Raw genomic sequence first — 20,637 nt, 5'->3', positions numbered from 1 at the left:
GGATTTGTATTTTTATTCAAATTTAGCCAATAAAGTTAATTTTATACGGTATTGTTTTAAATTATCTAACTTTATAAAAACAATACGTTATGGAAACATATAATGAAGAGTCAGCGAAACCTTTTTTAGTAGATTTGGCGAACTGGCATTTTAAAGAAGATGCTATAGAAAAGGAATTTAAATTCAAGAATTTTATGCAAGCACTTGGTTTTATAGTCCAAGTTGGAGTTTTGGCCGAAAAAATGAATCATCATCCAGAATTGTTTAATGTATATAATAAAGTAAATATTCGTTTGAACACACACGATTCGGGCGGGGTGACAACTAAAGATTTTGAGTTGGCCAAACAAATTGAAAGTTTATTTTAATTAAAAAGCCTTATTTCTATTGAGTTTAGAAATAAGGCTTTGTTATTTAACATTGATTTATAACCAACCGCATATCAATGATCCTATTATGGTCAAGGTAACCAGCCAATATCCAGCGTGTATCAAAATGTATATCCAAGATTTTCTTTCAAATAAACCGTTTATTGCAATTACAGGGAAAGCAAAAAATAAACCCGACATAAAGCCGTGTAAGGCACCATGTTTAAACGTTCTAAAGGCAGTTCCATAGTCGGTCATAAATGCCTTAAATGAGGGGAGTGCCTCACTTATTTTAAAAGGGCCACCTACCATTCCTATCGCACCAGACTGGTGTATTGTTAATGACATTTCGGTTAAAATGATAAAAAGGGAGAAGATATAAGTAAGTCCGAAAATTTTCAGCATATTCCCTTTTGCGAGTTCTTCTTGTGTAAGTCCAGTTTCTTTCATCCAAGTTGTTCCAAATACTTTTGGGTGATACCAAATAAATCCAACTACTAATGTTGTAAAGGCACTTACTAAAATAGCTATCCAATTCATTTCCATATTTTTAGGTTTTAAGGTTAGGATATCAAATGTAATTATTTTTTTTTAACTGTAATTAGGCTCAAATTGCAATTAATTGTAAATAAATGACTATAAAATAATTTATAATATGTATTTAAACGATTTTATTTGCATTTAATTGTATTTTTTCATTACTTTTATTATATCAAATTGTAAAAATAAAGATCATGAAAAATAGTATTGCATTATTTATTACAGTTGTTTTCTCAGTTTCGGTATTTGCTAATGTTTCAAACGTAGAGAAAAAGATTTTGATCAAATTATATCAAAAAACAAATGGCATTCAGTGGAAAGTAAAATGGGACTTGACTGCTCCAGTTGAAAGTTGGTATGGTGTTAAAATACAAAATGATAAGGTGGTAGCAATTATTTTGGCCAATAACAATTTGGTTGGAACGTTACCTGCAGATATAACAGATCTGAAAAATCTGGAAGAATTGAATTTATTTAAAAATCAAATTTCAGGCAACATACCTGAAAAAATTGGAGCTTTAAAAAATTTAAAAGAATTGAATCTGGCTTTTAATAAATTATCAGGAACAATACCGAATTCTATTTGTGAGATTCCTCATTTAAAAGTAGTAATGCTTTTTATGAATAATCTTTCTGGTGAATTACCAGTTGCAATTGGCAATTTAAAAGAATTAGAAGTAGTGTCTTTATTCAATAATGAATTATCTGGCCAACTTCCTGCTTCGTTGTATGAACTTAAGAATTTAAAACAATTGTTGTTAAGTAGTAATAAATTTTCAGGAAATATTAGTTGGAATATTGAAAACTTAAAATCGTTGGAAACTCTTAGTTTGTTTGACAATAAAATGCAAGGACAAATTCCGTATACCATTGTTAAAATGGAAAATTTAAGAAGTGTAAATTTATCGTATAATTCTTTTACTGGTGAAGTAAACAAAGCCTTGGCACAAAAAGATGATTTTAATCTTACGATGGTAGATGAATCTGGTGTTGCTTTCAAATTGAAGGTTGCAACTGATGCAAAAGGTGTTTTGGCTGCAGATGAATAGTTTTTATAATATTTATGGTTTAGTTAATTGGTGTTATATTATTTGATTTTTAGAGTGAAAAGCGCAATAGTTTAGTTTCTAAATTATTGCGCTTTTTGATTTTATTTTTAAATTATGTAGTTAATTATTTGTAAGATATAGTACGTATAAAAAGAATATTTACGTTAATTTATCGATTTTTATTGTTGGTTAGCGAACTTTTTAATTATTTTTGATTCGATGAACCTTATTTGAAATTTATGAATAAAAAAATTACTTTACTATTTTCCATATTTTTTACACTTTCTGTTTTTGCGGAAGTTTCACAAGCTGATAAAGAAATTTTAATAAAACTCAATCAAGTTACCAATGGTAGTAAATGGATCAAGAAATGGGATCTTTCGTTGCCTATGGACAAATGGTATGGGGTTAAAGTTTTAGACGATAAGGTAATATCGATAAACTTAAAGGGTAATAATTTAACAGGTCGAATTCCAGTTGAGATCAGTGATTTGACCAATTTACAGGAATTAGATTTGGGTTCAAATTTGATTAATGGGGAAATACCTCTTAATATTGGTAATTTGAAATCGTTACAATTATTGAATCTTTCTAATTGTAGATTGACAGGGTTTATACCGCTATCGGTTTGTGCACTTCCAAATTTGAAAGTGTTATCATTGGATCGAAACATTTTATCCGGTGAATTGCCTCCGCAAATTGGGAAGCTTTCTAATTTGGAATCTTTATCGCTGTATGAGAATTCTTTTAAAGGACAATTGCCCGTTTCGATTTATAATTTAAAATCTTTGAAGTTTTTGTCATTGTACAGTAATAAGTTTTCCGGCACTTTAAGTCCCGCAGTTGGGAATTTGTTATTGTTAGAAAATTTACAATTGTTTGATAATGATTTTAAAGGTACTGTTCCTTTAGAATTGGAAAAATTAACACATTTAAAAAAAATGAATATATCTTATAATTTGTTTACTGGTATGGTTTCCAATAAATTGTCATTATTGGATAAATTGAATATGACCATGCGAAATGAATTAGGGAATGTGATTTCCTTACCCGTTATAAAAGGATAGTAATTTTGCGAGGTTAAAGATTTTGAAAGTTGTTTGTTTTAATACATTTAGTTAGAATACCCTGTAAATTCATACTTTACAGGGTTTTTCGTTTTCTAAAAGTTTAAAAGTGTTTGTGGTTTATAATAGTCATTTTGAGAAATAAATTATGAAAAATTTACATGCTTTAATTGGGCTTGAAACGGTTTTATTGAGTAGCTTTGTTATAAGTTAATAATTTTAGAGCTGTTATTATATCGATTTCGTATTTATAAAAGCTTTAATAAAGAATTCAATGAATATAGAGTTTGGATAATAATTTTAATTTAACCACATTTTAATTTTAAATAGTATGGTAGTACAGTATCAAGGGAAACAAAACGGAATCCCAACAACATTTACTTTAAGAATAATCGGGAACAATTTATCAAAAAGCAGTTCGAATTACCAAATTGACTTATTGGTAGGCGATAAGCAGTTACCGACTTTTACGACATTTATTCACCAGAGTTTGTCTAATTGCTTAAAGGAGATTTACTTGTTTAGAAAACATAACGGTATTCAATTTGATGCTGATTCAGAGAAAGTTGCTCCAAAATTAGTCCCTTACGATTTGGTTTTATACAACGCCCACAAGCAAGGTTTGTTTGCTGTATAAACTTATTTCTTTAATGTATAAAAAAGACTGTTCAGATTGAGCGGTCTTTTTTTTCTAGATTGTTGGCAATTTTGAAAAAAGAATATCTCAAGTAACTATTTTTAAAGCATAAAAAAAGCTCCAGATTTCTCTGAAGCTTTTCTAGTAGCGGGAACAGGACTCGAACCTGTGACCTTCGGGTTATGAGCCCGACGAGCTGCCTACTGCTCTATCCCGCGATGTGCGTTTTGTAATCTCAATAAGGCTACCTTAGTAGCGGGAACAGGACTCGAACCTGTGACCTTCGGGTTATGAGCCCGACGAGCTGCCTACTGCTCTATCCCGCGATGTTTCGGGTGCAAAGATACGCCGAATTTTGACAAATCCAATGAAAACTTTAAAAAATGTTTTATTTCCTGTATTGACTTGATATGACTACCTTTGCAGCATAAATTTAAGTAGAAATGTCACATAAAGCAGGTTTTGTAAACATCATAGGGAATCCAAACGTTGGGAAATCAACACTAATGAACGCCTTTGTTGGTGAAAGGTTATCCATTATTACGTCTAAAGCACAAACAACACGTCATAGAATTTTAGGAATTGTAAACGGGGAAGATTTTCAAATGATCTTATCGGATACGCCTGGAATCATCAAACCGGCCTACGAAATGCAGGAATCGATGATGAACTTCGTGAAGTCCGCTTTTGAAGATGCCGATATCTTGATCTATATGGTCGAGATTGGTGAGCAGGAATTGAAAGACGAAGCTTTTTTTAATAAAATTATCCATTCGAAAATTCCAGTTTTGTTATTGTTGAATAAAATTGACAATTCAAATCAAACGCAATTGGAAGAACAAGTCGCTTTTTGGACTGCTAAAGTTCCAAACGCCGAGATTTATCCGATTTCAGCTTTGCAGAATTTTAATGTTCCCGAAGTTTTTCAAAGAATCATTTCGTTGTTACCAGAATCGCCCGCGTATTATCCAAAAGATCAATTAACGGACAAACCGGAACGTTTCTTTGTAAATGAAACAATCCGTGAAAAAATATTATTGAACTACAGCAAAGAAATTCCGTATGCTGTAGAAATCGTAACCGAAGAATTTTTTGAAGATGAGAATATCATTCGCATTCGTTCTTTGATTATGGTGGAGCGCGATACCCAAAAAGGAATTATCATTGGTCACAAAGGTGCTGCTTTGAAAAAAGTGGGAATGGAAGCCCGTGTGGATCTAGAAAAATTCTTCGGGAAGCAAATCCATATTGAATTGTATGTGAAAGTGAATAAAAACTGGAGAAGTAACGCGAATATGCTGAAGCGTTTTGGGTATAATCAATAAGTAGTGTTCAGTTTTCAATTTTTTAGTGTTCAGTGAATTTGATGACCTATAAAAGATTGAAATTAAATAATTTTAAATCAGTATTGGAATTTGTTTCTAATGCTGATTTTTTTTTAGCCCAGATTGCTTCGCCAGTTCGCTTCGCTCGTGTGAAATGAAAACCCCACAGTGAAAAAAGGTAGTTGTTCCTGTGGTTGCTGAGCGACTGAAAGAAGCTCGTGCAAGCGCATTGGAACAACTCCTTTTTGAGCGAGGAGTTGCAATGGAGAGCTGGATTGGCTGCTTGTTATTGATATTCTATGATTTCCAGAAACAATTTTTCGATATCATTCATTTGATTTTCGCCATTTCTTCGGATTTGTTTGGCGATGACATAGAGTAGAAACCACGCGAAAACCATAAGAGACATTACAAGGAAATCACTGGTTGTGGATTTTTTTAGAACGTAGTCAGAGTAGGCGATGCCGCAAAAAATGATGAAAGTTCCCGCAATCATAAAGTGTAAAAACATGAAAAACGTCCATAAATTGGGATCGGGGCCAAATAGTCCTCGAATATGGGTTTGGTTTTCGCCTTTGGATTCCATTTCGAGATGCAAATGCGGTGACCAATAGGCTTTTTTGTCGCCTTTGATGTTGATCCAAATGTGGTATTCTTTTATTTTTAAAATATAATCTGGAGAATGGGTGGTCGTAAATTGGATGAATTTTTGACGCAAGGAATCGATGTTCTGATTGACATCTTTGTAAAATCGCAAACGCAAACGGATCTCATTATTGGTGTCCATAATTTTAGAAATGAAGTGGTTAAGTTGGTAAGGTTGTGCTAATATACCAAAAAAATTGATATTCATGGTTTTAAACACTACCTTTGCAACCCGAAACTGGAAAGCAGTATTCGGGAGAAATAAATATTTGAATTTATATTATGAACAATATTGTTGCGATAGTAGGAAGACCTAATGTAGGGAAATCAACCCTTTTTAATAGGCTGATACAAAGAAGAGAAGCTATTGTAGATTCGGTTTCTGGGGTAACCAGAGATAGAAACTATGGTAAAAGCGAGTGGAACGGAAAAGAGTTTTCTGTGATTGATACGGGAGGATACGTTCGTGGATCGGATGATGTTTTTGAAGGAGAGATACGCAAACAAGTAGAATTGGCTATCGATGAGGCCGATGTTATTATTTTTGTGGTAGATGTTGAAGAGGGGATTACCCCAATGGACGATGTTGTTGCCCGTTTGTTGCGTAAAGTAACGAAACCCGTTTTATTGGCGGTGAACAAGGTAGATAACGCCATGCGTGAAAAAGACGCTCTTGAGTTTTACAATCTTGGTTTGGGTGATTATTTTACTTTTGCCAGTATATCTGGAAGTGGAACAGGAGATTTATTGGATGCTTTGATTGAAGCTTTTCCAGTGAAACCTGAACCGGTTCAAGAAGAAGTAGTTTTGCCTCGTTTTGCAGTAGTGGGTCGCCCAAATGCTGGAAAATCGAGTTTTATCAATGCTTTAATTGGTAAAGAACGTTTTATGGTAACGGATATTGCGGGAACTACTCGTGATGCTATTGATACGAAGTTTGACCGTTTTGGTTTTGAATTCAACTTGGTCGATACGGCGGGTATTCGTCGTAAAGCGAAAGTGAAAGAAGATTTAGAGTTTTACTCCGTAATGCGTTCGGTTCGTGCGATTGAACATGCTGATATTTGTATTTTGGTGATTGATGCCACCCGCGGATTTGAAGGACAAGATCAAAGTATTTTCTGGTTGGCTGAGAAAAACCGTAAAGGGGTAGTGATCTTGGTAAACAAATGGGATTTGGTAGAGAAAGATACCATGTCAACTCGTGATTACGAAGAAAAAATCAAAAAAGAATTAATGCCATTTACGGATGTGCCTATTCTTTTTGTTTCGGCTTTGACCAAACAGCGTTTGTTGAAAGCATTGGAAGCAACAGTTCAGGTTTTTGAAAATAGAAAGCAACATATTGCAACGTCTAAATTCAACGAATTTATGTTGAAAGTGATTGAAGCTTATCCACCACCTGCAACGAAAGGGAAGTATGTGAAAATTAAATATTGTATGCAGTTGCCAACACCAACGCCTCAGTTTGTGTTTTTTGCCAATATGCCACAATATGTTAAGGAACCCTACAAACGTTACCTTGAAAATAAAATTAGAGAAAAATGGGACTTCTCAGGAGTGCCAATAGATATTTATATTAGAGAGAAATAAGAAAAAAGCGGTTGTCATTGACAACCGCTTTTTTTATAAAATTATATGACTGTCCGCAATTCATACCAAGAGTTCAAATATTGAATATATACTTTGCGTCTCTGCGCCTTTGCGAGCCCAAATTCAATTAAAGGAGCAGAGACGCAAAAAAACAGAAAGGCTAAAGTTTATGACTAACATTCAATAATATAATGCATTCTTTGAAATGGTACTAGTCACGGATAGTCATATAAAATTAAATCAGTTTAAGTAAAACTCCTAACAGAGCTGCAATAGCAATAATATGAGGTTCTTGTATTTTTTTGATGTAAGTGAGAATCAGAACGGTACCTGTAGCAATCATTGCTGTTGGAATATCTATAATAGTTCGGAGCGCAATTACAATTACAGCCCCCACCAAAGCGCCAATTACTCCAGCGGTTATTCCGTCAACAAATGCTTTGATGCTTTTGTTTTGTGATATTTTTTTGAAATAGGGAGCGGGAATTACTGTAAATAAATAGCAAGGCAGAAAAACGCCCAAAGCGGCAATTGTTGCTCCCGTTGCTCCCGCGACTAAATACCCAATAAAGCCCACTGTAATTACAACAGGCCCGGGTGTAATCATTGCTACTGCTACTGCATCAACAAATTGATGTTCGGTCAACCATCCGTGTTCATTGACAACACCCGCGTGCAAAAAGGGAACGATGGCGAGTCCGCTTCCAAAAACAAAGGCTCCTGCTTTGATGAAAAACCAAGCTAAGTCTCCTAATTTTCCAAGTTCAATACTCGATAATCCAGCAGTTGTCAGAAAAAATAAAGAAGCAGTTTTCGGGCGTTTAATCCATTCGGGTGGTGCTTTTACGATCATATAAATAAAACCTAAAGCAACAAACAACAACAGTTCCTCTTTTTGAGTTACAGCTGTAAGGACGGTAGCTGCGATATAAAATATCCAAAGTAACCAATTGTTTTTTATCGCAGGAACTTCAAATTTACTAATGGATTTAACGGTAAGCTTATAGGAACTCAATACAATTATCCCAATTACTGCCGCACTGATGCCATAAAAAATAGCTTGCATCCATGGTAATCCGCCATACGCTTGGTAAGCAATGCCCAATAAAACAACCATTATGAAGGAGGGAATTACAAAGGCTAATCCTGAAAGGGTTGCGCCCAAAATTCCAAAATGTACAAAACCAATGTAAATTCCCAATTGTGCCGCTAAAGGACCAGGGGCTAATTGCGATAATGCCAATCCTTCTTTGAAGTCGGAATCGTTGATCCATTTTTTATTCTCTACCAAGTCACGATGCATGTAACCAACTAAAGCTACGGGACCGCCAAAACCTGTTGTGCCTAGTTTTAGAAAATATTTTATTAAATCGATTAATGTGTAATTAAGTCTTTCTGTACTCATATTCGTTTTGTTTTTGCGAATGGTATGAATGGTATACAAAAGATGAGGTTATTTTATAAAAAAAAATAGAGTTGACTAATTTGAATATAGGACAACATTTTTAAAATCTTAATTAGTCTGTACTTTGTGTTTCTCTTTTAGTTTTATTTTATGAAAAAATGTAAACCTGATAATATCTCTATCAAAATAATCAACGCCACTCGGACGTTGTTGGAAACTTTTTAAATAACCCAATTCAAAGGCACTATTTTTAGTAACGCCATATTGCATAGCAACATATATTCTATTTTGGTCAAATGTATTATAGATAATATTTTTCCCTCCATTAACCATCAATTCATCATACACAATTGTTTTTAAATACTGACTGTCTTTTTTCCAAAAGGAATATTCACCTTGAAGTCGGTATCTAAATCTCCAATAAAAAGTAGTTCCCGGAAGTAGCCCAACTTTATCGGCATTGTGAATGTATCGTTCTTCTATTTGAAACCGTTGATTCATGGTAAAGTTGCCCACTTCCTTTTTCCAAGTAATATCTTGCTGTCCTCTATTTTCTGGGATTCTGAAATCATAACTGGCCTCAGGAACTTTTGTAGCAACAGAAAAATAGGCATATCCAGCACCAATTTCTAGGTTGTTATTAATTTTATAACGCCCTTGTACTCGTACTACAAATAAATTTTCTTCGGTAGGATTTATAAATATCCGATTGTCAAATTCAGTGTGTAAAGACCATTTGTTGTTTATTGTTAATTGGTTGTAATAGCGAGTCCATAGTAAACTTTGATGATCTACATTTTTTTCGGTTTGGGCTTTAGAAGCAAAACATACTAGTAAAAGACAAAAGATTCTGATGGTTTTCATGAAGGTTATTTTCGGTTTTGGCAAATGTAAACAAACGCTATAGTTTATATAGAATTTATTTTTTGCTGTTAAACCAAAAATCCTTTTACATAATCTTTAGTCAGTTTTTCTTTTGGATTCAAAAGCACTTCTTCTGTTGGGCCAAACTCTATAATTTCTCCCATATAGACAAATCCAATATAATCCGACACTCTTCGCGCTTGACGCAAAATGTGTGTAACCAAAACAATCGTGTATTTATCCTTTAATTCCATAAATAATTCCTCTATGGCTTGTGTTGAAATAGGGTCTAATGCAGATGTTGGCTCATCTCCCAAAATAATTTCGGGTTCAATTGCAAGTCCTCTAGCCAAGCATAATCTTTGCTGTTGACCAATTGAAAGTCGTGTAGCTGGAGATTTAAGTCTGTCTTTTACTTCGTCCCAAAGGTTAACACCACGAAGGTATTTTTCTACAATTTGGTCTAGTTCTTTTTTGTTGTGGTTTCCGTGTATGCGTGGTCCGTAAGCTATATTGTCATAAATATTCATTGGCAATGGGAAAGGCCTTTGCGAAAGCAACCCCATTTTTTTGCGAATATGGGTTACTTCTACTTTTGGATCATAGATATTTTCGCCATCCACCAAAACTTTTCCATCTACACGAACATCATTTTGTCGGTCGAGTAAGCGGTTCATGGTTTTAAGAAGGGTTGTTTTTCCGCAACCCGATGGACCAATTAACGAAGTTACTTTCTTGTCTGGAATGTCAAGATTGATGTTTTTTAGAATATGGTTTTCACCAATGTGAACATTTAAATTTTGGATGCTTATGTGAGGTTGAATGATCATATTTTATTTTTTGAAAGATTTTCGCTAGCTATTTTTGCTACGATGCTGATGATTAAAACAATAATGGTTAGGATAACAGCTGCTGCATAAGCTCGGTTTTGTACTTCTTTAATAGGGCTACTCAATTGGAAAAATATGGATAATGGTAATGTCGCTGCGGGTTGGTCTAATGAAGTAGGAATACTATCTGTAAAACCAGCCGTGAAAAGCACACAAGCTGCATCGCCAATCGCTCTTCCGAAAGACAGTAATATCGCCGTGATAATTCCGGGGATGGATTGTCGAAGTATAATTTTTGCCGATTCATAGCGTGTTCCTCCTAGTGCAAAAACGGCATTGCTCATATCTTCTGGCACCACTCGAACTACTTCGTCTATGGCTCGAACTAGTATCGGAATTATCATCAAAGTTACCGTAATGATTCCTGCCAATAAAGAGGTTTTCAATCCCATATAAACCATAATTGCAAATCCGAAAGCGCCATATACTATGGAAGGAATTCCAAACAGGATGTCGTAACTCAATCGGGTAATCGTTGCCAAAGTGGCATTCCTTTTGGCATACACATTAATGTAAATTACAATTGGAAGACTAATTAAAAGTCCCAATAAGGTTGAACCCAAAGTGATATAAATGGATCCTACTATCGCATTCAAAATACCTCCGCCTTTACCAATGTAGAAACCTCCTTCGGGAATTTTAGAAACCATTTCCCAACTTAAGGAACCAAGTCCTTTTGAAAAAATGGTATACAATATCATAAACAAGGTGCTACTGATGATGATAGTACTTAGTATCATCAAAACTTTGAATATATTTTCTTCTATTTTTCTCATGTTGATACCAGTTAGTTATTTCTTTTTTCGATTCTGTATAAAATAATTCGAGACAGCGCATTGAATAAAAAGATGATGACAAATAGGAGCAAAGCTGCAAACATCAATGCCGAATCATACATAGGAATAGACATCATTTCACCATAATTATTAGCGATAAGCGCTGGTAGTGGATACGCTGAATCGAATAAACTATGTGGAACTTGTGCCAAATTCCCACAGACCATCAAAACGGCTATAGTTTCTCCAAAAGCTCTGGAAATGGCGAGCACCACAGCTGCTACAATTCCGTCAAATGATTTTCGAAGAACTACTTTTTTGGTGGTTTGCCATTGCGTAGCACCCAATGACAAAGAGGCGTTTCGTAAATCCTGTGGCACATTATCAAACACTTCAATCACAATGCTAATGATGAGAGGGAAAATCATAATTGCCAAAACAATTCCACCTGCCAGCACCGAATAACCTGTGGTGAATTCCACAAAATGGGGTGCTATATGGTCTTGAATCAAAGGAACAATTACCAAGACACCCCAAACCCCATAAAGTACAGGCGGAATTCCGGATAATAATTCGATTAAAGGCAGAACCAATCTTCGAACGCGGATGTGAGCATATTCCGAAAGATAAATAGCAGTTAGCATTGATAATGGTAAAGCAATAATAATAGCAATTGCAGTCACCCAAAGTGTACCAACTATAAAAGGATAAAATCCGAAGGCTTCTTTGAAAGGTTTCCATTCGGAGGAGAATAATAAATTATAAAGGGATGTACTGTTTAAAATAGGTATTGATTTGTAGAACAATCCTAACGCAATAAGTACTACCGTCGAGATAGACAAGAGTGTAAGAGTTAAGAATGTTTTATCAATGAAACGGTCTTTGAGTAGTCTTATATTTTTCATTTAATTGTAGTAAACCACCCTAGCAAAAACTGTTTTAAAACCCCTCATGGTTTTCAGTATTTGTCCTAGGGTGGATGTTTTATTTAGAAGAATATTATTTTACCTTCTCTATTTCTTTTTTTAGTTTTTCTTTGGAAAGTTTAATGTAACCAGCTTCGGTAACAAATTTTTGACCATCGGTAAGAATGTATTTTATAAAGGCTTTTACGATAGCATTATTCGGTTTGCCTGTGGTTACAAAATACAAATCTCTTGCTGGTGGCGAAGGGTACTTACCTGATACAATAGCAGCAATCAATTGGTCAATATCTCCATAAAAATTTTCATCGGCATCTAATTTTCCATTATTGTTAAGATCTATAGGAACAGGAACAATACCATTGGTTGGTTTGTTGGTCTTAGTATCATAGATATAAACGATATTATTAAAACCTAATCCAGTTGGATCCTTTTGAACTGCTTGTGCCAATCCCGGGTCTCCAAAAACAGCAACTCCTTGTAAGTCTTCTTGTTTTTTGCCAAAATAACTAGCCCAAGTTTCGGCAGCCCCTGCAGCATCCGATCTTGTGTACACATGTATAGGAGCTGTACTTTTGAAACCCAAAGCATTCCAAGTTTTGTATTTTCCCGTAATAAATATGTTATTAAAGGCTTCTTTTTTGACTCCTCTTTGGTATAATACTTTTCTGTATGGGCTTGTTGCGCTTATAGTTGGAATTACAGCGTCTTTAGTAACAGCAATCGCAAAAGCTCCTTTTTTGTATTCAGCAGCATTCAATTGACGAGATACCAATCCGATATCAGTAACTTTGGACAATACATCGGTTATTCCTTTTCCAGCACCACCTGCTTGAATGTCAATTTTAACATTTGGATGTGTTTTTTTGAATTCTTCAGCCCATTTTACGGTGATAGGATACAAAGCAAATGCTCCTGAAATACTGATGTTTCCTGATAGATCTTGTGCCGAAACTTTATTTGGAATTATGTTAATTGCTATTAATGCAATTATCGATAATATTACTTTTTTGGGTGTTTTCATTTTGTGTTTTATTTTAAATGTGATTTTATTTAGTTGTCAAAAATTAAAATCATTATAAAGCATATTTAAAAGTTATACCGTACGTTCTTTGATCGCCTAATACACCAGCATATTGTCCTGTATTTCCACCTGCAGGCAATAATTGTTCGTAATAATCTTTATTCAAAAGGTTACGTCCCCAAATGTGAATAGATAAACCCTCTGATGCACGGAAACCTAGTCGGCCATTGAAAATAGCATAACCATCAACTATTAAATACTTAGATGCTGAAGGACTTGAAGAAAATTCAGAGCGAGCATATCCGTCTAAGGCTACGAATAATTTTCCCGTGTTAGAGAAGAATTTTGCGTCTTTACTATATTCTCCACCTAAACTTCCTGCCCATTTTGAAACACCTGGCAAATCAGTTCCTGAAACGTCTTTGAAGGAAACTGCAGCTCCTGTTTCTTCTAGAGGAAGCGGAGCATTTGTAAATTTAACATACTTACCGTCAGTATAAGTTGCTGCCGCGTTGAAAGCAAAATGTTTATTAAGTACAAAACTAGCATCTAGTTCAACACCTTGAACTCTTACTTTATCTGCATTGGCAAGATATCCACGATTCACACCCAATTCAGCAGCTTGAACATTCGTTTGAAAATCTTTAATTTCAGTATTAAAGTAAGTTAAGTTAAGTATTGAGTTTCTTAATGGTGATGTTTTTACCCCAAATTCATAGTGGTTCACATCTTCTGGTTTAATTACGGCAAGTTCCAGAATTGGTTTTCCTGCAAGACTAGGAAGCCCTGCTACATTCACACCAACTGGTTTGTAACTTTTAGCATAAGTTGCATAACCGTTAATTTTGTCAGAAACTTTATAAGAGACTGTTATATTTCCAGAAAAATCAGTTTTGTCTGTATCCGAAGTAAAGGCTTGGTCCGTGTATACAGATTGTTGTATTTTAATCAATGCAGGATCGGTTGTTTGTAGACCTCCATAAGTTTTTCGGTCGTAATCAGCTGCTTTCTTATCGTAATTGTATCGTAAACCTGGTAACACGTGCAAACGTTCTGTTACAGCCCAGTCCAATTGTCCAAATACTGCCGCACTGGTCGAATGTATTTTTGAATTTGTTCGTATTCCATATCCTTCAAAAAGTCCTGGAGTTTTCCATAATGCGCTTGTACTACTTTGCGAAAATCTCCATTGAGCATTTCCAGATTCTTCTGTGCCATTTGTTTTTGATGTTTGATCAATAAAAAACACTCCAGCAACACCGCTTATTTTAGAGGTAATTTGACCTGCATAACGAACCTCTTGAGTTATTTGTGTCTGTCTGGAAGGGTTTTGTGATTTTGCCAGTACTTGTAATCCTGTAAAATCTCTGTCATTGGATGGATCCCAAGTCCAAAAACGCCAAGCAGTTGTTGAGGTAAGAGTACCTCCTCCAATGTTTGTATCGATAGTAAGGGATGCTCCACCTAAATCTTGGTTGGAACGCCAAGGCGTATCGTGGTCAATCTTGCGGTCAAAGGCATTCAAACTTGGAAGTTGGTAATTCAAATCGGCAATAATAGCATTAAATTGGCGGTAAGCAGCTCTTTGCGTTGGTGCAACACCAGCAACAACCTGAGCGTATCCGTCATTATGTTGTGTTGTAATATCACCTGCCAATATAATGTTGGTATTTTCAGACGGAGTAAATAGCAATTGCCCTCTAATAGCTTGATTGTTTAGTGTATTGGTAGGTTTTCCTGTTCTAATATTATCGATTATACCATCACGTTGTGTACCTGAAAAGGAGATACGACCTGCAATTTTTTTACTCAAAGCCCCAGTTACTGATGCCTTGGCTTGTAAGTAAGCATAGTTTCCGTAGCTCAATTCAAAGTCAGCTCCTGAAGTAAAACTTGGTTTACGAGAAGTTATGTTAAAAGCTCCAGAAGTTGTGTTTTTGCCAAATAAGGATCCTTGAGGTCCACGTAAAACTTCAATTCGTTCAACATCAATAAAATCTAAAGTTGTTGCCGCTGGGCGAGCATAATAAACACCGTCAACATAGAAACCAACACCAGGGTCAATACCATCATTGGTTAATCCGAAAGGAGAACCAAGACTACGAATGTTTATTCCTGTATTTCTTGGATTGGATGAGTATAATTGAACCGAAGGAACTAATTCTTTTATTCGATTAACGTTGAATGCCCCAGCTTGTTCTGCTTGTTTTCCAGTTACAACGGAAACGGCAATTGGTACTTCTTGTGCTTTTTCTATTCGGCGTCTTGAAGAAACAACTACTTCAGATAAAACATTTTCATCTTCTGTATTTAGTGTTAATTCTAAGGGATTGTCTGAAATTAAACCGATTTTGATTTCTCTTGTTTTGTAACCCACATATTGTATAAGGATAGAAAAAGGTGGTTTTTGTGGTGTATCAATTGTGAACTTTCCACTTGAATCAGAAGTTGTGTTGTATGTAGTTCCTTTTATAACAATATTTACTGCCTCTAAAGGATTTTTTTGGTTATCTGTTAGTACTCCTTTTACGATGTTTTGTGCAAATGAAGTTGAAAAAATGAATAGTAGTATTAGACTTAAAATTATTTTGGTATAGATAGTTCTCATTATTGGGTATATTATATGTAATTAGTAGAATTTAAAATCAATTTTTTTTTATGATACTAGCACATACACATCATTGGACTGATGTTTTTTTCTAAACTTAAAATAATTGTTTTCCTGACTCTCTTTTTTTGAGTGTGATTCGTTTGCATTTTTCTTAATTTTGATTGTTAATCATACGTTAATTCGGCGCAAATATATAATTAATTCTATAAAATTAGTATAGTTTAAAATATATTTTTTTATTTTTTCACCAATGAGGCAATTGTTATGCCTTGCATGGCTTTCAAAGTTTCTTCTCGAATAGCCACTAACCCGTGTCGTAATGAGCATTCCGACTCGCTTACACAATCGGAACAACGCTCGTAGAAATTTAAGGAGGCACAAGGAAGTAACGCTATTGCACCATCAAATAATCGATGAATATCGGCCAAAGTGATTGTTTCTTTGTCTTTTAAAAGATAATATCCGCCATATTTTCCTTGCTTGCTGCCTACAAAATGTCCTCTTTTTAAATCCAAAAGGATTTGTTCCAAAAACTTTTTTGGAATGGATGCGCCTTCCGCAATTTCAATGGTTCTTGAAATGTGATTTTCATCTTGTTGTGCTAAATAAAGAAGCGCTTTAAGGGCATATTTGGTCTTATGTGAAAGCATATTGTCGTGATAATTTGTTATAACGAATATAAAAAATAAGTATATTCTTTTTAAAGAATCAAATATAGCTTTTTTTTTAAATTTTTAAAATATAATTTTTTAGGAATCCAATCTGATTACGGTCATAGATTAGAAAAGTTATATTTTTTTTAATAAGGAGCTTTATCCAGCCATCCGCTGTATCTTTCTTGTCCCGAGGAAAAATCGGGACAAGAAAGGATGCCGCTACTGTCTGGGCTAGGGCATCCGTTTTCAAAATAAATATTGTCTTTTTTAAAACACAAAAGAGAGTCCATGTTGAACTCTCTTTTGTTTATTTGATTTTTCTACCAGCCACCGCTTGAGCCTCCGCCAGAGAATCCGCCACCGCCAAAACCTCCGCCGAAGCCACCTCCGCCACCGCCTCCAAAGCCACCGCCTGAAGAGCCTCCAAAACCACCTCCGCCGCCTCTTCCAAGACTGCTTAGGATAATGACATCGAGTAGGCTAGGGCCAATTCCTCCTCCACGGTTTCCTGAATTCCCACTGCCACCTCCTTTATTCCTTGAAAATAAAAATAAAATGATTACTATAATGACAATGATTGGAAAAATTGGAAAGCTTTTTTCTTTAGTTTGTTTGCGTTCACCTTTGTATTTGCCTTTGAAAACATCAAATATAGCATCCGTTCCTTTGTCAAGACCTTTGTAGTAACTACCCGCTTTAAACTCGGGAATGATGATGTTTCTAATTATTTCACCACCAATTCCTGCTGTCAATCGATCTTCGAGACCATAGCCAGGATTAATAGCTATCTTTCTTTCTGCTTTGGCTAATAGTATAACAACCCCATTGTCATCTTTTGCTGTTCCGCCAATACCCCATGTTTGCCCCCATTTAGTAGCTAATAGACTAACATCTTCGTTTTTCAGACTTTCAATAGTAATGACTACAATTTGAGTTGTAGTAGAATCAGAATATTTAATTAACTTTTCTTCGAGTTGCGCTTTTTCTTCTGGACTCAAAACATTGGCATAATCATAAACCGATGTTTGAAAACTAGGTTTCTCTGGAATTGTAAATTGAGCAAACAAAAAACCACTATTTAAGAATGCAAAAGCAAAAAGAAATAATTTCCACCCCGATATTGTTAAATGATTTGTGCTTTCTGCCTTCTGCTTTCTGCCTTCTGCTTTTTGGCTTTTTTTCATTATCCTTTTGATATTTCGTTTGATAATTCGTTGGTGTCTCCTTCTTGCCAAGGAAAATGTTTTTTGAGCTCTTCTCCAGCTTTCAAAATACCATCAATTAATCCTTGTTTAAAATTTCCTTGTTTGAATTGGGCAACCATAACATCTCGGGTACTGTCCCAAAAAGTATTGGTAACAATATCATTGATCCCTTTATCACCGCAAATCACAAAGGTTTTGTCTTCAACAGCCAGATAGATTAAAACCCCATTTTGCAATTCGGTTTCATCCATTTTTAAATCCTGAAAAACTTCTAAAGCACGATCATACGCATCTAGAGAAGTCGTTTTTTCTAAATGAACTCGAATTTCGCCAGAAGTGTTTTTCTCGGCTATTCGAATAGCCTCGACAATTTCCTGTTCGTCTTCCTTGCTTAAAAAATCTTCTACTTTTGACATTGGAATTATTTTTTGAACACAGATTTGCTTCGCCTGTTCGCTACCGCTCGGGTCAAAAATTTCACAGATAAAATTTGTGATAATTTGTGAAATCTGTGTTAGATTTATTATTAGTTCCTCTTTAAGCCCCTCCTTTGGAGGGGGTGGGGAGGCTTTAGAATTTTACTTCAACAGGTTTGTCTGCGCCTTCAACAGATTTGAAGAAAGGTTTTTCTTTATAGCTTCCTAAGAAAAAGCTTTGTGGCATCGCTAAAATATAGCCGTTGTATATTTCAACGGATTCATTAAAACGGGTTCTTGCTGTTAAAATTTGGTTTTCTGTACTAGCCAATTCGTCTTGTAATTTCAAGAAATTAGCATTTGCTTTTAATTCTGGATAACGTTCTACAGACACTAATAATCTTGACAATGAACTTGATACGCCACTTTGTGCATTGCTAAAAGCACTTAATTGTTCAGGTGAAATATTGGTTGGGTCAACGGTAACAGCTGTTGCTTTTGCTCTAGCTTCGATTACTGCTGTCAAAGTGCTTTTTTCAAAATCGGCAGCACCTTTTACAGTGTTTACTAAATTGCCAATTAAGTCGTTTCTTCTTTGATAGGCTGCATCAACGTTACCCCATTCTTTTCCAACTGCTTGACTGTGGCGTAGCGCTGTATTTTTTAATCCCATCACCCAAAAAGCAATTACTATTATTACTCCAATTCCGATAATCCAAGGCAAAAATCTTCTCATGATTGTTTAATTTAAAGTTTGTTTGTTGTTTTAATGTGTTTATTGTTTTTTTTATTCCCCCATTTGGGGGTTAGGGGGCTTATAATTCGTTTTTAATACTGATTAATTGCATTTTTATGGTTTCTAATTTACTGATAATTTCAAATTTATCCATGGTTTTCTTTTGCCCTTCTTTCAAATGGGTTTTGGCACCTTCTAAAGTGAATCCTCTTTCTTTAACCAAATGATAAATAAGCTGTAAGTTCTTGATGTCTTCTGGGGTGAACATTCGGTTTCCTTTGGCATTTTTCTTTGGTTTCAGAATGTCAAATTCACTGTCCCAAAAACGAATCAAGGAAGCGTTTACATCAAATGCTTTGGCGACTTCGCCGATGCTGTAGTATCTTTTATCTGGTGAAAGTTCAATATGCATATTTTTTATTTTCTAATGAATTTCATTTTTAAGTTAAGTTCCATTTTTCTCGCAAAGTCGCAAAGTCGCAAAGTTTGCAATCCTTTTCTTTGCGTCTTCGCGCCTTTGCGAGAGCTAGAATTAGAAAGAGCTTAGCAAGAATTTTTTAACATAATCATTTTAACAATTCTTAATTCTATAATATTTAAAAAAATTAATCCAAAGACTGATTTTCCTGATTCGCTATTTTTGAAATAGCAACGTATTCTACTGCTGAAATATTGCCATAATAAAAATTAAGCGGGTTGACTACTTTTCCGTTTTTGTGCACTTCGTAATGCAAATGTGGTGCTTCGGACCGTCCTGTGCTACCAACATAACCAATAATGTCACCTCTTTTTATCGATTTTCCCGGTCTGCAATTGTATTTGCTTAAATGGGCATATAATGTTTCATATCCATAACCATGTCTGATTACTACATGGTTTCCAAATCCAGAAGCGGTATTGTCTGCTCTTGCAACGACTCCATCACCTGTAGCATAGATTGGTGTTCCTGTTTTGGCTGTAAAATCCATTCCTTCGTGCATTTTTCTGGCTTTGGTAAACGGATCAGATCGGTAACCAAAACCGGATGCCATTCGTTTTAAACTCTCATTTTTTACGGGTTGAATCGCTGGGATTGCCGAGAGCAGTTTGCCTTTGGCTTTGGCTAATTTTACAATTTCATCCAATGATTTAGATTGTATGGCCAATTCTTTACTCAACGCGTCAACTCTTTCAGTGGTGGTGGATACTAGTTTTGAATTGTTATACCCTTGTAAGGCTGCATAACGATGCGTATTGGAATATCCTTCTTTTCGTTTTTCTTCTGAAATTGCCGCAGTGTTAAAATATACTCGATATAAATTGTTATCCCTATCCTCAATATCTTCTATTACATCATCTATCTCATCCATTTTTTTGTTTAAAATGGCGTAATTCAATTTTAAATTTTCAATTTCCCTAGCCTGCAAACGGTCTTTTGGGGTGTCAAAATAGGGAGTATTCAATAATATGATAAAGGTTAAGAATCCGAATATAGCAGAGGCTAATAAAAACAGTATGGCAAAGCCTACTTTTCGTCTTTTTCTGATTTTTATTTTCCGATATGCTAGATTTACAGAATCGTAATAATATTTTACTTTCGCCATATTTTAAAATACCCTATTTTTGCAAATTAGTTTAAAGATTAGTCGAACAAATTTAATAAATGTTTCAGTTGTTAGGCTCTTTTTTTAATAATAAATAAATGTTGGCTGTTTTTAAGGACATTAGAAAGACTGAAGATTTTTGATTCTTTTTTCTATGTGGAGATTAGTCCTTAATTTAAAATAAGTTCTTGTTAAAACGAGTTCGCGTGAGGGATAGCGCCAAATTACCGAAGTAATGGCAATAGCCCGACCGCATTAGGTAAAGGAGCCGAATGAGCGGTTGCTGAGTCTGGCTCCTTTTTCTAATGGGGTCACGCCCAAAAG

22 protein-coding genes and 2 tRNA genes are annotated in these 20,637 nt (G+C 35.0%); 6 read left to right on the top strand and 18 right to left on the bottom strand.

Features of this window, described 5'->3' with window-relative positions; all coding sequences use genetic code 11:
* Window positions 1–89: 89 nt before the first annotated feature.
* Window positions 90–368 carry a 4a-hydroxytetrahydrobiopterin dehydratase gene (locus OYT91_RS09865; protein WP_269221877.1) on the top strand — a complete coding sequence of 93 codons (279 nt, stop codon included), beginning with the start codon at window positions 90–92 and terminating at the stop codon, window positions 366–368.
* A gap of 57 nt (window positions 369–425) precedes the next feature.
* Here OYT91_RS09865 and OYT91_RS09860 read toward each other — a convergent pair whose 3' ends face one another.
* The gene (locus OYT91_RS09860) at window positions 426–914 is read right to left on the bottom strand and encodes a DUF1761 domain-containing protein (RefSeq protein WP_269224600.1); all 489 of its coding nucleotides are present in this window, start codon (window positions 912–914) and stop codon (window positions 426–428) included.
* 188 nt (window positions 915–1,102) lie between these two features.
* On the opposite strand from OYT91_RS09860, the gene OYT91_RS09855 reads away from it, so the two are divergent.
* From OYT91_RS09855 to OYT91_RS09845, 3 genes are all read left to right on the top strand, one after another.
* Window positions 1,103–1,957 (top strand): leucine-rich repeat domain-containing protein, encoded by an 855-nt coding sequence (locus OYT91_RS09855; RefSeq protein ID WP_269221878.1) that lies wholly within the window; start codon window positions 1,103–1,105, stop codon window positions 1,955–1,957.
* 239 nt (window positions 1,958–2,196) lie between these two features.
* Window positions 2,197–3,024 carry a leucine-rich repeat domain-containing protein gene (locus OYT91_RS09850; protein WP_269221879.1) on the top strand — a complete coding sequence of 276 codons (828 nt, stop codon included), beginning with the start codon at window positions 2,197–2,199 and terminating at the stop codon, window positions 3,022–3,024.
* 331 nt (window positions 3,025–3,355) lie between these two features.
* The gene (locus tag OYT91_RS09845) at window positions 3,356–3,661 is read left to right on the top strand and encodes a hypothetical protein (RefSeq protein ID WP_281237813.1); all 306 of its coding nucleotides are present in this window, start codon (window positions 3,356–3,358) and stop codon (window positions 3,659–3,661) included.
* 145 nt (window positions 3,662–3,806) lie between these two features.
* Here OYT91_RS09845 and OYT91_RS09840 read toward each other — a convergent pair.
* Together OYT91_RS09840 and OYT91_RS09835 are read right to left on the bottom strand one after the other, a co-directional pair.
* Window positions 3,807–3,879: transfer RNA gene (locus OYT91_RS09840), tRNA-Met, on the bottom strand.
* A gap of 35 nt (window positions 3,880–3,914) precedes the next feature.
* Window positions 3,915–3,987 (bottom strand) — tRNA-Met (locus OYT91_RS09835).
* A 117-nt stretch (window positions 3,988–4,104) separates the two neighbouring features.
* On the opposite strand from OYT91_RS09835, the gene era reads away from it, so the two are divergent.
* Entirely contained in the window at window positions 4,105–4,986 is an 882-nt protein-coding gene (gene era, locus OYT91_RS09830) for a GTPase Era (RefSeq protein ID WP_281237812.1), read from the top strand.
* A 286-nt stretch (window positions 4,987–5,272) separates the two neighbouring features.
* Here era and OYT91_RS09825 read toward each other — a convergent pair whose 3' ends face one another.
* Window positions 5,273–5,839, bottom strand: coding sequence for a hypothetical protein (locus tag OYT91_RS09825; protein WP_281237811.1), 567 nt, complete (start codon window positions 5,837–5,839; stop codon window positions 5,273–5,275).
* 74 nt (window positions 5,840–5,913) lie between these two features.
* Here OYT91_RS09825 and der point away from each other — a divergent pair, with 74 nt between their 5' ends.
* Window positions 5,914–7,224 (top strand): ribosome biogenesis GTPase Der, encoded by a 1,311-nt coding sequence (gene der, locus OYT91_RS09820; protein ID WP_269221887.1) that lies wholly within the window; start codon window positions 5,914–5,916, stop codon window positions 7,222–7,224.
* Window positions 7,225–7,459: 235 nt separating this feature from the next.
* Here der and OYT91_RS09815 read toward each other — a convergent pair whose 3' ends face one another.
* The 14 genes from OYT91_RS09815 to OYT91_RS09750 form a co-directional block, all read right to left on the bottom strand.
* The gene (locus OYT91_RS09815) at window positions 7,460–8,629 is read right to left on the bottom strand and encodes a chromate transporter (protein ID WP_281237810.1); all 1,170 of its coding nucleotides are present in this window, start codon (window positions 8,627–8,629) and stop codon (window positions 7,460–7,462) included.
* Between the two features lie 108 nt (window positions 8,630–8,737).
* Complete coding sequence (locus tag OYT91_RS09810; RefSeq protein ID WP_281237809.1) at window positions 8,738–9,493, bottom strand: DUF2490 domain-containing protein; 756 nt, start codon at window positions 9,491–9,493, stop codon at window positions 8,738–8,740.
* A gap of 68 nt (window positions 9,494–9,561) precedes the next feature.
* Complete coding sequence (gene pstB, locus OYT91_RS09805) at window positions 9,562–10,323, bottom strand: phosphate ABC transporter ATP-binding protein PstB (RefSeq protein WP_281237808.1); 762 nt, start codon at window positions 10,321–10,323, stop codon at window positions 9,562–9,564.
* Entirely contained in the window at window positions 10,320–11,159 is an 840-nt protein-coding gene (gene pstA / locus OYT91_RS09800) for a phosphate ABC transporter permease PstA (RefSeq protein WP_281237807.1), read from the bottom strand. Before pstA ends, pstB begins: the two co-directional genes overlap by 4 nt.
* Window positions 11,160–11,170: 11 nt before the next feature.
* Complete coding sequence (gene pstC, locus OYT91_RS09795) at window positions 11,171–12,064, bottom strand: phosphate ABC transporter permease subunit PstC (RefSeq protein WP_281237806.1); 894 nt, start codon at window positions 12,062–12,064, stop codon at window positions 11,171–11,173.
* Between the two features lie 94 nt (window positions 12,065–12,158).
* The gene (locus OYT91_RS09790) at window positions 12,159–13,106 is read right to left on the bottom strand and encodes a PstS family phosphate ABC transporter substrate-binding protein (RefSeq protein WP_281237805.1); all 948 of its coding nucleotides are present in this window, start codon (window positions 13,104–13,106) and stop codon (window positions 12,159–12,161) included.
* A gap of 52 nt (window positions 13,107–13,158) precedes the next feature.
* Window positions 13,159–15,714: a TonB-dependent receptor gene (locus OYT91_RS09785; RefSeq protein ID WP_281237804.1), complete on the bottom strand. Its 2,556-nt coding sequence runs from the start codon at window positions 15,712–15,714 to the stop codon at window positions 13,159–13,161.
* Window positions 15,715–15,953: 239 nt separating this feature from the next.
* Entirely contained in the window at window positions 15,954–16,367 is a 414-nt protein-coding gene (locus OYT91_RS09780) for an RrF2 family transcriptional regulator (RefSeq protein WP_269221892.1), read from the bottom strand.
* A gap of 149 nt (window positions 16,368–16,516) precedes the next feature.
* The gene (locus OYT91_RS09775) at window positions 16,517–16,663 is read right to left on the bottom strand and encodes a hypothetical protein (protein WP_269221893.1); all 147 of its coding nucleotides are present in this window, start codon (window positions 16,661–16,663) and stop codon (window positions 16,517–16,519) included.
* Window positions 16,664–16,693: 30 nt separating this feature from the next.
* The gene (locus OYT91_RS09770; RefSeq protein ID WP_281237803.1) at window positions 16,694–17,557 is read right to left on the bottom strand and encodes a TPM domain-containing protein; all 864 of its coding nucleotides are present in this window, start codon (window positions 17,555–17,557) and stop codon (window positions 16,694–16,696) included.
* The gene (locus OYT91_RS09765; RefSeq protein WP_281237802.1) at window positions 17,557–17,994 is read right to left on the bottom strand and encodes a TPM domain-containing protein; all 438 of its coding nucleotides are present in this window, start codon (window positions 17,992–17,994) and stop codon (window positions 17,557–17,559) included. The genes OYT91_RS09770 and OYT91_RS09765 overlap by 1 nt, the downstream gene beginning before the upstream one ends.
* A 154-nt stretch (window positions 17,995–18,148) precedes the next feature.
* Complete coding sequence (locus tag OYT91_RS09760) at window positions 18,149–18,730, bottom strand: LemA family protein (protein ID WP_269221896.1); 582 nt, start codon at window positions 18,728–18,730, stop codon at window positions 18,149–18,151.
* 79 nt (window positions 18,731–18,809) lie between these two features.
* Complete coding sequence (locus OYT91_RS09755) at window positions 18,810–19,142, bottom strand: MerR family transcriptional regulator (RefSeq protein WP_116795990.1); 333 nt, start codon at window positions 19,140–19,142, stop codon at window positions 18,810–18,812.
* 193 nt (window positions 19,143–19,335) lie between these two features.
* Window positions 19,336–20,313, bottom strand: coding sequence for a M23 family metallopeptidase (locus tag OYT91_RS09750; RefSeq protein ID WP_269221898.1), 978 nt, complete (start codon window positions 20,311–20,313; stop codon window positions 19,336–19,338).
* Window positions 20,314–20,637: the final 324 nt, after the last annotated feature.

Source organism: Flavobacterium praedii (assembly GCF_026810365.1).
GTDB classification, from domain to species: Bacteria; Bacteroidota; Bacteroidia; order Flavobacteriales; family Flavobacteriaceae; genus Flavobacterium; species Flavobacterium praedii.
Note: the sequence above shows the minus strand (reverse complement) of the source record. Positions and strands in the feature narration are given on the sequence as shown.